Below are 14350 nucleotides of genomic sequence, written 5' to 3' on the forward strand. Positions count from 1 at the left end.
GTTGCGTGCATGTCAACAAAATTTGTGGTGAGTACACACTTTGATGAAAAACACTCGGCGCGCCGTTTCACCTGCCCCGAACAGGCGACGGACTCGCCTACATTTGGGCATATGAGTGACACAAACCCACGCCCCAACCGCGATAATTCTGCGGACTTTGACGACTTAAACGATCTGGATGTCCCAACCTACAAGGGCAATGCGAACACCGCTAGTAATACGGCCAGCAGTAGTGCCGACGGTACCCCGCGGCCCGATATCTACGAGCGCACCGGACGAGCAGCCCCTGAGCGGATTGAACCGACCCAACCGGGCAAGAACACTACAACGCCTCCCACCGAGACGATTTCCATGAACCGTTCGGAGCCAGTAGCAAACTCTTCCTCGGCACAAACCGAGTTCTACACCACCGACTTTGACTACACATCCAAGGAAACCGCAAGCGCAGGAAACAACCCTGCACCAGCAGCAGCACCCGCGGCCGCATCGAGCGCTCCCGCAGCCCAAGCCACAGCTTACGAAGCACCACAGCAAGTCGAGCTCGGCCGCGGCACTCCCGCTGAGGTTCCAGGCCAAGATGCGTCAAAGGATGCGCGCCGCGGCACCACTGACCTGGGCTTGTTCTTGCTGCGTCTGCTGCTTGGCGGCTACCTCATCCTTGAATCCGTGCAGACCTTCTTCCGCCTCGGTGGAACAGCTGGTCTAGCAGGCCTGGAGGCAGATTTTGCCAACTACACTTACGGAAACATCCTTGCAATCGGCTTGCCTACAGCACAGCTGGCCGCTGGTGTCTTCCTTGTCCTTGGCTTGCTCACCCCGGTTGCAGCCATGGTTGCCACCGTAGCCACTGGCTTTGTCGCGCTGAACGCACTTTACGTTTCCGGCGCCGGAATCAACGTGTTTAACTGGCCAGAAACGATCTGGCTACCGGTCATCCTGTTCGGTATTTCGGTTGTTTTGCAGTTCACCGGACCTGGAACGTACTCCTTCGACACCGGCCGCGGTTGGGCTCGTCGTCCGCTTGCCAGCTCCTGGATCTTCATCGTTTTGGGCATTGCCGCCCTGGTTGCCGTCTGGATTTTCGGCACCGGCATCAACCCGTTCGCTTAGCGGGACCTTCTTCAAGGCCACGGCCAGCGCGATCATGTAGGCGATGGCCAGCCAGACAAAGTCGCTAACCAGAATCTTCTGCCAGATCGCAAGCTCGAAGACCTGGATTGCATCGCCAAACCACCACTTTGGTGGATTGGTCAGGACCAGTACCGCCCACAGTGCAGTCACCACTGTCAGGGCGGTATTTTGTTTGTATACCGTAGCCAGGCGCCACGCGGTAACCGGCAGGATTAGCGCCAGCCAGACCCAGTGGTGCGACCAGGACACCGGCGAGATCAGCAGCATGATCAGTGAATTGACTAGGACCGCGTCGAGCAGCAAATTGCGACGCATCAACGCCACCATTAGCCAGCCACCAGCCACAATGACCGCGAGAGAAAGCACCATAGTCAGCACATTGACCAGCGTGCTATTCGCATCAAGCTGCGCCTGCGACTCCGCAAAACGCATAATTACGCCCTTGATTGAGCTATTCGACTGATACGAAGAATCCACACCAAACTCGTTGCCCGAATTCATGCCCAGCAAGGTCACCGAGAAGTACTCAACAGTGGCGTCCCAGCGCACGGCAGCAGCAATGAGCGTTGCGACGACCGCGGTTGCGGCCGTAGTAAAGATCGCACGGAAGTCCTTGCGCAGCAAGAACACCAGGCACATGGCAAGGGGAGTGAGCTTGATCGCGGCGGCAATACCAATCCAAAAACCGCGAGGCAGCCTGCGCTTGCGAGGCACAAGATCCAAGAACACCAGACCCATGATGACCATGTTGACCTGGGCAAAGCCTTGGTTGAGCCACACAGGTTCGATCAGCATGCCCATGACCCACGCGGCGACGACGACGGCTCGTCGATCCCAAACTTGAGCCTGCGGCAGCAATTCCTTAAAGGCAAAGTGCAAGCAAGCCAGCAGCAAAATATTCGACACGACGATCATGATGTCGCCAGCCAAATCATTAGAAATAAAGCTCGGAGTCAGTGGCCCGAGCACGAGCGCGCCGAACGGCGGGTAAATAAATGGAAGCGCGAGGTCTCCCGCGTACATCGGGACGGAGTACACTTCTCCGCCCGAGAAAAACGCACGGGATCCCTCGCGGTAAATGATCATGTCTACTGGAAAGTCGGTCAGGCCAATGTGGCGCCATGTCACACCTAAACCAGCAGCCAGCCCCAACCACGTAATGAAGCGGGGCAGAAGCTGGCGAAAATCATGATCCTTCATTTGGGTGAGTCTAGTCCACTTGACGTACGGCACCCTTATCGGCGCTGGTGGCCATCTTGGCGTAGGCCCGAAGTGCCTTCGAAACGGTCCGCTCACGGTTCGGCGTCCATGGGTGCTCGGAGGCCTCCATCGCTTCACGACGACGCTCCAGCTCCTCTTCAGGTACATCCAGCGTGAGCTGGCGGTCGTGGACGGAGATGGAGATGGTGTCGCCGTTTTCGATCAAGCCGATCAAACCCTTGTGGGCAGCTTCCGGCGAGATGTGTCCGATAGACAGACCCGAGGTACCACCGGAGAATCGGCCGTCGGTGATCAGTGCGCACTTCTTACCCAAGCCAGCGCCCTTCAGGAAGGAAGTGGGGTGCAGCATCTCCTGCATACCAGGGCCACCAGATGGGCCCTCGTAGCGGATCACAACAACCTCACCAGCCTGGACCTCGCGCTTAAGGATCATCGAGACTGCCTGTTCCTGTGAGTCAACCACACGGGCTGGACCGGAGAACTCCCAGAGCTCTTCTTCCACTCCAGCGGTCTTGAGAACAGCACCATTTGGTGCCAGGTTGCCGCGCAGGATAACCAATCCACCATCAGAGGTGAATGGGTGCTCGACATCGTGGATCACGCCCTTGATTGGGTCAGTGTCCAGCTCCTCCCAACGATTGGACTGGGAGAATGCCTCAGTGGTGCGTACTCCACCTGGGGCAGCGTGGAAGAGCTCGATTGCCTGATCGGTAGCCTTGCCACCGCGAATGTCCCAGTCGTCCAACCACTCGTCGATAGTGTCATACTTGATGGAGTGAACGTTCTTGTTCAGGATGCCCGCGCGGTTGAGCTCGCCCAGGATGGCTGGGATGCCACCTGCGCGGTGGACGTCCTCGACGTGTGCGGTGCCATTTGGTGCAACCTTGGACACACAAGGAACGGAGTGGGACAGCTCGTCGATGTCGGAGAGATCGAAGTCGATCTCGCCTTCCTGTGCTGCAGCAAGGGTGTGCAAAATGGTGTTGGAGGAACCACCCATTGCCATGTCGAGTGCCATAGCGTTCCGGAATGCATCGCGGGTAGCAACGTTGCGTGGCAGGACGGACTCGTCTTCCTCGCCGTAGTAGCGGCGACACAGCTCCATGATGGTGCGGCCAGCCTCCTCGAACAGCTCGCGGCGAGCGGTGTGCGTAGCCAGGGTCGTGCCATTGCCAGGCAGGGAAAGGCCAAGTGCCTCAGTCAGGCAGTTCATCGAGTTCGCGGTGAACATACCGGAGCAGGAGCCACAGGTCGGGCAGGCGGACTGCTCGATCTGGTCCAGCTCGGAGTCGGAGACGTTGTTGTCTGCGGAGAAGGAGATCGCGTCGATCAGGTCGGATGCAGGGCGTACAACGCCATTAGCAACGACGGCCTTGCCGGCCTCCATTGGGCCACCCGAGACGAAGACAACGGGGATGTTCAGGCGCATCGCGGCGTTGAGCATGCCCGGGGTGATCTTGTCACAGTTAGAAATACACACCATAGCGTCAGCGGTGTGCGCGTTGACCATGTACTCGACCGAGTCGGTGATGATCTCGCGGGATGGCAGCGAGTACAACATGCCGCCGTGGCCCATGGCGATGCCATCGTCGACAGCAATCGTGTTGAACTCCTTTGGTACGCCCCCTGCTTCACGCACTGCGTCCGCCACAATATCGCCCACGTTCTTGAGGTGAACGTGGCCTGGGACGAACTGAGTGTACGAGTTTACAATCGCCACGATTGGCTTACCGAACTCGTTATCTTTGGTGCCAGTTGCACGCCACAGTGCACGGGCACCTGCAGCCTGACGGCCAACAGTGGTGACTTTAGAACGAAGTGGGAATACCATTTCACTCCTTCGGTGAATCGGTGGAAGCGACGCTGGTGTTTTCCTGAGCGCCGTCTTCGTTATTTGCTGTGGTTTTTGAATCTTGTTCGGGATTGCGGGAAGGGCCGTCCGCAGTACCAGCTTTTTGGCGTTGGTGCTCGGCGTACTCTTCCTGAGTCATCAACACCTGATGGCCGTCTTGTTCAATGACCGACATTTTTCCATCGAGAGACGCAAGGCCTTCGGTGAGAACATCGGGGATGCGGCCTCGGGAGGCTTCTTCAAGTTTCGGCAACGAATTGAAGGTGACCCCGGGCATGGAATACTCATGGCCGTCGGTTGTCGTAGCAACAGCCTTGGATCCCTTAAAGCCGATTCCTTCAAGCTTGTCCCAAGGAATGGTGACGTTTTTGCGAAACAGGTAGTTGATGGCAATCCCGTTCTCGTCGACACGCGTGTGCGCCTTATAGACCCACAGGATGAAGGCGATGGGGAATATGAGTAACCAACCGAGCGCGAGGGGCGCCCAGCTGATCCCGATGAGCGCGATGCCCGTCATCAATACGGTGGCAATAACGTGCGTGCGTTCTGGCCGGAAATAGGTGGTGTCCGGCGTTTGTTCTTCGGAACTCATAGATGCCATGCTAGCGAACCGTAGTTTCCGATTGCACAGTGGTCTCCGCTGACTGCGGAGAAACAGTTGGAACCTGAGTCTGCTGCGACTGTTGGGGCTGCTGTTGCTGTTGTTGTGGCTGGACTGGTTGTTGTGTCTGCTGAGGTGTGGTCACCTGCTGTTGGTCTTGATAGGTTTGCTGATTTGGCAGATTTTGCTGCGTCTGCTGTGGGGCAGTTTGCTGCGCAGTCGGAGCCTGCGAGTTTGCGGTTGCCTGTCCAGTTCCAGTCGTACCGGTTGACTGCGGGTTTGTCTGCCGGGTGCCAGTGGTCTGGCTGCCGGTAGTCTCGCCAGGTGTTGGCTCGCCAGCAGTTTCGGAGGCAGAAGAAGAGGCCGGAGGAGCAAGCACACCCGCGACGCGCTCGTCATTGGCTGTCGACGAGAAGGTCAACCCGCGCAGGATCAGCAGTACCAACAGCAAAATCAGCAAGCCCGCGGTGGAGGTACGCATCCGACCGCCGAGGGTGATGATGCGCTCGAACCGAGTCTTGGGGTCTTCCTTCTTCTCTTCCTTGGATTTCTCCTTGACCGCAGGGTCTTCGCCGTCGCCCTCGTCGAATTCTTCAGGCACGTCCGGTTGCTCGGAGTCCGCGTTCGAGGACTTTTCCTCGTCGGTATCGTCCTTATCGCCCTTTGCGCTGCCGTCACCTTCGATGCTGGTGGTAGCAGGGAAGAGCTCGGTTTTGGGCTCACCCGAGTAGATCTCGGTTGTGGCCTCAGAATTGGCCTCAGTCTTCGCTTCGGAATCCTGTGCTGACTCCTCGAGGTTGATTCGGCCGGTTTCGCCAGTCGTAGGCGCAGCTGCCGCGGTGGCCATTGTCGCAGCGGCCGCAGCGGCTGCAGCAGTGGTCTTGTCGGCCTCAGCCTCAGTAGTGCCGGTGTCGGTCGCGGTGTCCTTTGGCTCGGACTTGTCTTTGACCTCGAGAACTTCTTCGGGAATCTTAGGATTGTGCACGTCTTCAATCAGCGCACCGCTAACCGTGGTGGCCGAGCCGTACTCATCCCAGAACTCATTCAGGATCGACATACGGATTGCGCGCTCGACCAGCCACTGGGAACCGGCCTTCACCTGAATCATGAAACGCATGTCCACGGTCCACGGCATACCCACCGTCGATGGTGGGCTCACAGCAACGGCAGGGTGGACATCGAGTTCGCCGAGCAATTCAGAGGCGATCTCGGGGCGGGCGAGTGCCTCGCGGGTGGCGCGCTCAGCACGCTCAAGTGCTTCATCGGAGCTATGCGAACCCAGCAGAGGAACAGGCATAACGACGACCGCGCGCGACCAGTATTTCGACCGGTTCACCGCGACGCGGGCGGTGGAGTTCGGGATGGTTACCGTGGATTGGTCAATGGTGCGGATCTGCGTCGAACGCATGGTGAACTGGATGACAGTGCCTTCCAGCGGTTCTTTGGTGCCGGTGCCCTCGAAAGCGACCCAGTCGCCCACGCCGTATTGCTTCTCGGTGATGATGAAAAAACCAGAGAGGAAGTCCGCAATGATGGATTGCGCACCGAAACCGACGGCGGCCGAAACCACAGTCGCCGGGATCGCGGCACCGGCCAGCGAGAAGCCGAATTGCTGCAAGATCAGTACGATCAAGATGAAATAAGCAATAATCTGGATGACATAAACGCCCACTCCAGAAAGTGCAAGCTGGCTCTTGCCTTCCTCGGCATCGGCTTTTTCTGCAATGCGATGTTCAAGAATTCGGTTGGCCAAGCGGCCAGCACGTGGAACAAGGAAGATTAATACGATCAGGATCGCGATATTTAGACCTGAATCGGCGATCCACGTCCAAGCAGCGTTCAAAAGATATTGAAAAGGCATGATATCTCCGATGCTAACCCCCAAAAGGAGGAAAGACCTGTGAAGCGTGTATGATTTACCGCATGATCATTTTACGACTAGTAGTGGTACCGACGCGGCGCCTGCCGTGACGGTGAGATATTACTTCTCGTCGTTGTGACAAGCGCCCTCGACAGCACCCACCCAAAGTGCCTGTGCGAGGGTTTTGTTATGTGGTCGCGCATCAATACGGCTAAACACTCTCGGTACCACACCTAGGAATCGAATACTCGTTTACAACCTACTTTTTATAAGGAGCTTTCAAAGTGGCAGCTTCCCCCACGCCTTCGCCCGCGAAGGCAGCCAGCAAGGCAGGCAGCGCAGCCCCGGAACGCATGACGGGTGCTGAGGCGATTGTCCGCAGCCTCGAATCTCTGGGAACCGACTTGGTGTTCGGTATTCCAGGAGGTGCGGTCCTACCTCTCTACGATGCGCTCTACGCAGCGAAAAACCTTCGTCACGTGCTCGTGCGCCACGAGCAAGGTGCCGGCCACGCAGCCGAGGGTTATGCTCAGGCATCCGGCCGCGTCGGAGTCTGCATTGCAACCTCGGGCCCAGGTGCAACCAACTTAGTCACCGCCTTGGCCGATGCCAACCTGGATTCCGTTCCTATCGTGGCCATCACCGGCCAGGTTGGTTCGTCCTTGCTGGGCACCGATGCTTTCCAGGAAGCAGATATCCGCGGCGTGACCATGCCTATTACGAAGCACAACTTCATGGTCACCGACGCAAATGATATCCCTGAAGCAATCGCGTCGGCCTTCCACTTGGCCGAGACCGGACGTCCTGGCCCAGTCCTGGTTGATATCCCGAAGGATGTCCAGAACCAGGAAATGGATTTCGTCTGGCCTCCAGTCATTGACATGCCGGGCTACAAGCCGGTCACCACGCCACACTCTCGCCAGATTTCCCAGGCAACCGAACTCATCGCTGAGTCCGAGCGCCCAGTTCTCTACGTCGGCGGCGGCATCATCAAGTCCAACGCGAACAAGGAATTGCTCGCATTCGCTGACTACACCGGAATCCCTGTTGTCACCACGTTGATGGGCTTGGGCTCGTTCCCAGAATCCCACAAGCTGCACATGGGTATGCCAGGCATGCACGGTACGGTTCCGGCCGTCGGCGCGCTGCAGGGCGCGGACCTTTTGATCACCATCGGAGCGCGTTTCGACGATCGTGTCACTGGCGACCCAGAAGGATTCGCTCCAGAGGCCAAGGTCATCCACGCGGATATCGATCCTGCTGAAATTGGCAAGATCCGTGCGGCTGATGTCCCCATCGTCGGCGACGCAAAGGAAGTCCTTGAGGCGCTGCTGGAGAACTTCAAGTCTTCGAAGAAGATCTCGGCACCTGAAATCAAGCCGTGGATTGAGTACCTCGACGGTCTGAAGGAGCGTTTCCCTCGCGGATACGATCCACAGCCGAACGGCACTCTCGCACCACAGTTCGTCATCGAGACCTTGAGCAAGGAAGTTGGGCCTGAGGCGATCTACGTCGCAGGCGTTGGCCAGCACCAGATGTGGGCTGCACAGTTCCTCGATTTCGAAAACCCTCGCACCTGGATCAATTCCGGTGGCCTGGGCACCATGGGTTACGCAATTCCTGCTGCCCTAGGTGCCAAGGCTGGCATGCCGGACAAGGAAGTCTGGGCAATCGACGGCGATGGCTGTTTCCAGATGACCAACCAGGAAATCACCACCGCCGCGGTTGAGGGTTTCCCGATCAAGGTTGCCTTGATCAACAACGGCAACCTGGGCATGGTTCGTCAGTGGCAGACTTTGTTCTACAACAAGCAGTACTCGAACACGAAGCTGCACCAGGACGATCACTACATTCCTGATTTCTTGCAGCTCTCCGAGGCACTTGGTGCAGAGGCAATTCGCGTCACCACGGAAGAAGAGGTCTTGCCAGCGATTAAGCGCGCACGCGAGATCAATGACCGCCCAGTCGTTATCGACTTCGTTGTCGGTGAGGACGCGCAGGTCTGGCCAATGATTGCGGCTGGTAGCAAGAACTCGGACATCGAATACGCCCGCGGTCTGCGCCCTTTGTTTGACGGCGAAGAGTCGGCTGCCGAGTCACCTGCTGATATCCACGAGGCCCTCGACGAGGCTGCAAAGCAGAAGGAGAACTAAGACATGTCTGAAGTCACACGTAATATCCTGTCGGTTCAGGTTCAGGACGTCGATGGCATCATCTCGCGCGTGACCGCGATGTTCACCCGCCGCGGCTTCAACCTGGTGTCCCTGGTGTCAGCAAAGACCGAAACGGAAGGGCTCAACCGCCTGACCATCGTGGTTGACGCTACCGAGTACCAGATCGAGCAGATGACCAAGCAGCTTAACAAGATCATTCCGGTGATCAAGGTTGTCCGCCTCGAAGAGGAGACCACCATTGCGCGCTCGCTGATGATGGTCAAGGTCAACGCGAACAACTCGAACCGCCCACAGGTCGTTGATGCAGCGAACATTTTCCGCGCCCGCATCGTTGACGTCGCCCAAGAGTCGGTCGTCATCGAAGCAACCGGTACACCGAGTAAGCTGAAGGCTTTCTTGGATGTTTTGGAGCCATTCGGTATCCGTGAGCTCATCCGCTCCGGAGAGATTGCTTTGAACCGTGGACCAAAGACCATGGCACCGTCGAAGTAAGTAAGAAGTAAATAGCTACATCTGGTAGTAAAACCATATTTGCTACCAAAATGAAACCTAAATTTTTCCGCATGGCATAATCAGCCACGGAACACTTTTGACACACGAAAGGTGAGTGCAACACTCATGGCAATTGAAGTCTTCTACGACGACGACGCAGATCTCTCCCTGATCCAGGGCCGCAAGGTAGCGGTTATCGGCTACGGCTCCCAGGGCCACGCACACGCAATGAACTTGCGCGAATCCGGCGTTGAGGTTGTTATCGGTCTGCGTGACGGCTCCAAGTCGGCTGAGAAGGCAAAGGAAGCTGGCTTCGAGGTCAAGAGCAACGCTGACGCTTCTGCATGGGCAGACGTTGTCATGCTGCTTGCTCCTGATACCTCCCAGGCTGAGATCTTCACCAACGACATCGAGCCAAACCTCAACGAGGGTGACGCACTGTTCTTCGGCCACGGCCTGAACATCCACTTCGACCTGATCAAGCCAGCTGACAACATCGTTGTTGGCATGGTTGCTCCTAAGGGCCCAGGTCACCTCGTTCGTCGTCAGTACGTTGACGGCAAGGGCGTTCCTTGCTTGATCGCTATCGATCAGGATCCAAAGGGCAACGGCCAGGATCTCGCTCTTGCTTACGCTTCCGCAATCGGCGGCGGCCGCGCAGGCGTCATCCCAACCACCTTCGAGGCAGAGACTGTCACCGACCTCTTCGGTGAGCAGGCTGTTCTTTGTGGTGGCACCGAGGAACTGGTCAAGACCGGTTTCGAGGTCCTTACCGAGGCTGGCTACGAGCCAGAGATGGCATACTTCGAGGTTTTGCACGAGCTCAAGCTCATCGTTGACCTGATGTTCGAAGGTGGCATTGCCAACATGAACTACTCGGTTTCCGATACCGCTGAGTTCGGTGGCTACCTCTCCGGCCCACGCGTCATCGACGCTGGCACCAAGGAGCGCATGAAGGACATCCTCTCCGACATCCAGGACGGCACTTTCACCAAGCGCCTGTTGGCTAACATCGAGGGTGGCAACAAGGAGCTCGAAGCTCTGCGCAAGAAGAACGCTGAGCACCCAATCGAGGAGACCGGCGCTAAGCTGCGCGACATGATGAGCTGGGTCAAGGTCGAGCTTTCGGACACCGCTCACTAATTCGCTTTACGACGATTGCATCTGCCCAGGTTTTCACCTGGGCATTTGTTTTGCCCTCTTGCTTTCAATTGATTTTTCATTTTGTTTTCAATAAGGCTAAAACTGGCGTAGGGTAAGGGTATGCACACGCACAGTCATCCTTCTCGCCATGATCACGGGCACGATCACGGCATTGACCCGCAGACCGCGTCTTTGCGTGCGCTAATTACGGCACTGACTTTTACCGGCACGATCTTTTTCGCCGAGCTGATCGGTGGCTGGATCTCTGGGTCGCTGGCTCTGATGGCAGACGCCATGCATATGCTCTCAGATGCGACCGGACTGATTATCGCTGTGATTGCGGTGCTGATTGGTCGCAAGGTTGCTACTGCGAAGGCGACCTATGGGTACCGTGGTGTTGAGGCGATGGCGGCGGCCATTAATGCCCTGACTGTTGCGGTTGTTTCTATTTGGATTGTCGTTGCCGCGGTCATCCGGCTGAATTCCCACGCACACATCGATACTGCGCTGATGGGATGGGTTGCAGTGGTCGGCTTGGTTGCCAACCTTGCCTCGGCTTGGGTGTTGTCTAGGCAGCGGAAGAACTCACTCAACGTCGAGGGAGCCTTCTTGCACGTCCTGTCCGACATGCTTGGTTCGATTGCTGTCATCGTTGCGGCTGTGGTGATTCGGTTTACGGGATTTACCGCTGCTGACACTATTGCGTCGCTGATTATCGCTGCGCTGGTATTGCCGCGGGCTTTGCAATTGCTGAAGAACTCGGTTGATGTGCTCTTGGACAAGGTTCCTGCTGGTTTTGAAGTGGGCGAGATTCAATCGTCGTTAAGCGAAATCCCTCATGTCGAGGCCGTGCATGACTTGCATGTCTGGTCTGTGAGTGGATCTGAGGTCCTGGCAACGTGCCACCTTGTGGTCGACGGTGAGGTTCCTAGTGGCCCTGTGCTGGATGCGGCGCAGGAGAAACTGCGGGATTTCGGCATTCACCACTCGACGATTCAGATTGAACAACCTGGTCATCAGGACCACGAGCAAGTCTGTTCAGATAATAATCATACTAATATCGCGTAGTCCCGCGGACTTTGGTTTTGCCCACTAAGCTAGGCCCCATGGGTTTTACTTCGCCAAGCTATTCGCTGACTGACCTGTTCGAACGAATTGATCGATCCGAACTTCAAATCCCTGATTTCCAGCGCGAGGTGAGCTGGGACATCGATCGCATCCGCTCGCTGATTGCCACAGTGCTGCGTGGCTACCCGGTGGGCTCGCTGCTCGCTTTGGATACGCGTAATACCGACACGCCCTTCAAACCTCGTCCCGTGCCAGGTGCACCGGACCGTGGCGTTGCGCCCGGGCTGTTATTGCTTGACGGCCAGCAGCGAGTCTCTGCTTTGTATCACTCGCTGCAAGGTGACGGGTTTGTGCGCACAATTGATATGTTGGGCAATCCCATTGAGCGGAAATTCTTCGTGGATGTCCGTTTGGCTACCTCCACTGATCCGTTGACGGATGAAGCGATTTTCACCGTCGATCGGGAGGGGGAGATCCGCTCGCACTTCGGGCCGTCGATTCCCGGTGGTATCCAGAACACGGATCAGATGCTGGAAAACTACATCGTGCCTGTTTCCTCCTTGCTGGGTGAAGAAGGCAATGACCTTCTTTTTGAAATGGCTGCAAGTACCGACGACCAGGAAATTCGGACCGCGGTAAAGAAGTTCCACAATTCCGTGTTGCGCAAACTCACCGCTTATGACATCCCAATGGTGCGCCTGGATCGTGATACCCCGCAGCGTGGCGTGGGCCAGATCTTCGCGCAGGCTAACTCCGTTGGTCAGCCGATGGATGTCTTCGAGCTGCTCACCGCGGTATTTGCCAAAACCAACGAGAATTTCCGCCTCGCAGACCACTGGGCGGAGATCTCCGAGTACCTGCGCCAATTCCGTGCACTCGATGGTATTGGGCGGATGCAGTTCCTCCGTGCCGTCGCACTGTTGGTTACCAGCAGGAAAGGCCAGGCAATGGGCCACCGCGGCGACATTCTTAACCTCACCCTCGACGAGTACTTGGGTGCCGCGGAAGATTTGAAGGCCTCTTTTGCCCAGACGGCGGAGTTCCTCGAGCAACGCCGGATCTTCACCATTGACCAGGTGCCTTACACCACGCAGCTGGTGCCTTTGGCTGTTATTTTGGCTCGCCTTGCAGAGACCCCAGGTGTTTTGGAGACTTCCCAGGCTCAAGATCGCATAAACCAATGGTTCTGGGCGGCTGTTTTTGCCGAGCTCTACGCGGCTTCTTCACCGACGATCCGTTCAGGCCGCGACGTGGACCAGGTCACCGAGTGGGTTCGTGGCACCACCGATGAGCTTCCCAAATCCATCCAAGACGCAGAATTTAAGGAGTCCAGGCTTCTTACCGCAGGCCCCGATTCCGGTGTGTACCGCGGATTCTTCGCGTTGCTCATGTCGCGCGGAGCCAAGGACCTGCGCACTGGTGAAGAGTTCACGGCAGAAACCGTGGAAGAGCTCGATCCAGGCTATTTCCAGCTTTTCCCACAGGCGTACTGCGAACAGGTGGGCATAGACGATCAACTTGCAAAGTCTGTTTTGAACCTCACTCCGATGGGTAAGCGGACAGAGATTGTGATTGATGGTGGGGAACCGAAGCGTTATCTGCGCCGCATTCAAGCCAAATCGATTATGGAAGATGACGAATTCGACGACGTGCTGCGCACCCACGAACTCGAGCCAAGCTACTTGTTCAGCTCCAATTGGGAGGCGTTCTTCAAGGATCGTTGGGAAAAGTTCGTGGGCATGGTTGAATACGCCATGAACAAGAAAGTCGTTCGCGATGTTGATCGGAGTAGCGTTCAGTTCGGCGCCGACAAAGCAGATGACAAAGCAGACGACAAAGCAGACACGGTAGACGAGGGGTCCGAGAACGCAGGTGAATCAACACAGGAGCAGTAGTTTCTTTTGCCTCGCTAGCCGCCTCGTCAGCCTCGTTGCAGCATCCGCGTTGCTCGCCGGATGCGCACCTAGTGCGTCTTCGGATCCTTTCGAGCAGGCGCAGGCGGTAAATCAGAATCGCTCGGTGTCGGCGAACTTCCCGTCTCATCCCGTGGTCATTGACGACCCTTTTGGTTTCCAGACCTCTCAGCTATTTTTCCCCAGCTCGGAGATTGCCGTCATCGTCGATGAGACAACGGAAGCTGCACTACGCGGGGCATCTGTGGCCATGGTGACGCATGCTCCGATGTTGGTTTACTCGGCGGATGCGCACAATCACAACAAGGTTGTCGCGGAGATTCAGCGTCTCGGTGCCCACACTATCTTGACAGTCGGGGAGGTCGGTTTGGCCCCGTCGTCAGGCTATGTCACGGTAATTCGTGACCCGGGCGGGTTAGAGGCACTGGGGACGATGACCGCCTTTGCCTTCGAAGAGGTGACGGTGGAGAGTCCAGACGATGCTGTCCGGGCTGTCGCTTCTGTGGGTGAGCACGAACAGGTGTGGCTGCGCGCGAGCTGGGCGGACCCGGTGGTGGCACCCCAAGCACTCGCAGCTGCGGTGCCGGCGTCGAGCCCCCGCGATGCCGATATGGCCCCGAAAGTAGTAGCAGCGAACAACTCCGATTTGGCAGCGGTGGTCAATGCGCGCAGCTACGGGGCTGACGTGGAGGTCATAGATGATCCCAATCCTGTGACCTCGGCTGCTACGTACCAGGCAATGGCGGGCTTAGAATCCTTACCGCTGCTGGCGCTGGGGCAAGAATTTGGCAGCAACGAAGTACTCCAGTCACGTATTCGTAGTGCTGAGGCCATTTACATGCCTCATCAATAGGCATTCTTCTACCCTGGGCGCTAAACTATTTTCGTCATCTA

At 57.0% G+C, this 14350-nt stretch carries 10 protein-coding genes and 1 pseudogene; 7 read left to right on the plus strand and 4 right to left on the minus strand.

Annotated elements, in window-relative coordinates; all coding sequences use genetic code 11:
- Nucleotides 1-351: 351 nt before the first annotated feature.
- Nucleotides 352-843 (plus strand): annotated as a pseudogene (locus ACXZ66_RS06445) (DoxX family protein); the annotation flags it as partial.
- An 81-nt stretch (nucleotides 844-924) separates the two neighbouring features.
- Here the strand turns inward: ACXZ66_RS06445 and ACXZ66_RS06450 are convergent.
- The 4 genes from ACXZ66_RS06450 to ACXZ66_RS06465 are packed head-to-tail and all read right to left on the minus strand — an operon-like array spanning nucleotide 925 to nucleotide 6666.
- Complete coding sequence (locus ACXZ66_RS06450; RefSeq protein ID WP_458751061.1) at nucleotides 925-2331, minus strand: glycosyltransferase family 87 protein; 1407 nt, start codon at nucleotides 2329-2331, stop codon at nucleotides 925-927.
- A 10-nt stretch (nucleotides 2332-2341) separates the two neighbouring features.
- Nucleotides 2342-4183, minus strand: coding sequence for a dihydroxy-acid dehydratase (gene ilvD / locus ACXZ66_RS06455; RefSeq protein WP_458751062.1), 1842 nt, complete (start codon nucleotides 4181-4183; stop codon nucleotides 2342-2344).
- A 1-nt stretch (nucleotide 4184) separates the two neighbouring features.
- Nucleotides 4185-4796: a PH domain-containing protein gene (locus tag ACXZ66_RS06460; protein ID WP_458751063.1), complete on the minus strand. Its 612-nt coding sequence runs from the start codon at nucleotides 4794-4796 to the stop codon at nucleotides 4185-4187.
- Between the two features lie 10 nt (nucleotides 4797-4806).
- Nucleotides 4807-6666 carry a mechanosensitive ion channel family protein gene (locus tag ACXZ66_RS06465; RefSeq protein ID WP_458751064.1) on the minus strand — a complete coding sequence of 620 codons (1860 nt, stop codon included), beginning with the start codon at nucleotides 6664-6666 and terminating at the stop codon, nucleotides 4807-4809.
- Nucleotides 6667-6950: 284 nt separating this feature from the next.
- On the opposite strand from ACXZ66_RS06465, the gene ACXZ66_RS06470 reads away from it, so the two are divergent.
- The 6 genes from ACXZ66_RS06470 (at nucleotide 6951) to ACXZ66_RS06495 (ending at nucleotide 14309) form a co-directional block, all read left to right on the plus strand.
- Nucleotides 6951-8819 (plus strand): acetolactate synthase large subunit, encoded by a 1869-nt coding sequence (locus ACXZ66_RS06470; protein WP_458751065.1) that lies wholly within the window; start codon nucleotides 6951-6953, stop codon nucleotides 8817-8819.
- Between the two features lie 3 nt (nucleotides 8820-8822).
- The gene (ilvN, locus tag ACXZ66_RS06475) at nucleotides 8823-9332 is read left to right on the plus strand and encodes an acetolactate synthase small subunit (RefSeq protein ID WP_018295731.1); all 510 of its coding nucleotides are present in this window, start codon (nucleotides 8823-8825) and stop codon (nucleotides 9330-9332) included.
- 126 nt (nucleotides 9333-9458) lie between these two features.
- Nucleotides 9459-10475 (plus strand): ketol-acid reductoisomerase, encoded by a 1017-nt coding sequence (gene ilvC, locus ACXZ66_RS06480; protein ID WP_458751066.1) that lies wholly within the window; start codon nucleotides 9459-9461, stop codon nucleotides 10473-10475.
- A 120-nt stretch (nucleotides 10476-10595) separates the two neighbouring features.
- Entirely contained in the window at nucleotides 10596-11543 is a 948-nt protein-coding gene (locus ACXZ66_RS06485) for a cation diffusion facilitator family transporter (protein WP_458751068.1), read from the plus strand.
- 38 nt (nucleotides 11544-11581) lie between these two features.
- Nucleotides 11582-13438 (plus strand): GmrSD restriction endonuclease domain-containing protein, encoded by a 1857-nt coding sequence (locus tag ACXZ66_RS06490; RefSeq protein WP_458751070.1) that lies wholly within the window; start codon nucleotides 11582-11584, stop codon nucleotides 13436-13438.
- A 124-nt stretch (nucleotides 13439-13562) separates the two neighbouring features.
- A complete protein-coding gene (locus ACXZ66_RS06495; RefSeq protein ID WP_458751072.1) occupies nucleotides 13563-14309 on the plus strand; it encodes a hypothetical protein in 747 nt (248 codons plus the stop codon).
- Nucleotides 14310-14350 lie beyond the last annotated feature (41 nt).

Source organism: Corynebacterium sp. S7, from assembly GCF_054401105.1.

What these genes read in the sequence shown, in the direction of transcription:
- ACXZ66_RS06450 (WP_458751061.1), bottom strand. Translation starts at nt 2,331, where the DNA reads ATGAAGGATCATGATTTTCGCCAGCTTCTGCCCCGCTTCATTACGTGG.
- ilvD (WP_458751062.1), bottom strand. Translation starts at nt 4,183, where the DNA reads ATGGTATTCCCACTTCGTTCTAAAGTCACCACTGTTGGCCGTCAGGCT.
- ACXZ66_RS06460 (WP_458751063.1), bottom strand. Translation starts at nt 4,796, where the DNA reads ATGAGTTCCGAAGAACAAACGCCGGACACCACCTATTTCCGGCCAGAA.
- ACXZ66_RS06465 (WP_458751064.1), bottom strand. Translation starts at nt 6,666, where the DNA reads ATGCCTTTTCAATATCTTTTGAACGCTGCTTGGACGTGGATCGCCGAT.
- ilvN (WP_018295731.1), top strand. Translation starts at nt 8,823, where the DNA reads ATGTCTGAAGTCACACGTAATATCCTGTCGGTTCAGGTTCAGGACGTC.
- ilvC (WP_458751066.1), top strand. Translation starts at nt 9,459, where the DNA reads ATGGCAATTGAAGTCTTCTACGACGACGACGCAGATCTCTCCCTGATC.
- ACXZ66_RS06485 (WP_458751068.1), top strand. Translation starts at nt 10,596, where the DNA reads ATGCACACGCACAGTCATCCTTCTCGCCATGATCACGGGCACGATCAC.
- ACXZ66_RS06490 (WP_458751070.1), top strand. Translation starts at nt 11,582, where the DNA reads ATGGGTTTTACTTCGCCAAGCTATTCGCTGACTGACCTGTTCGAACGA.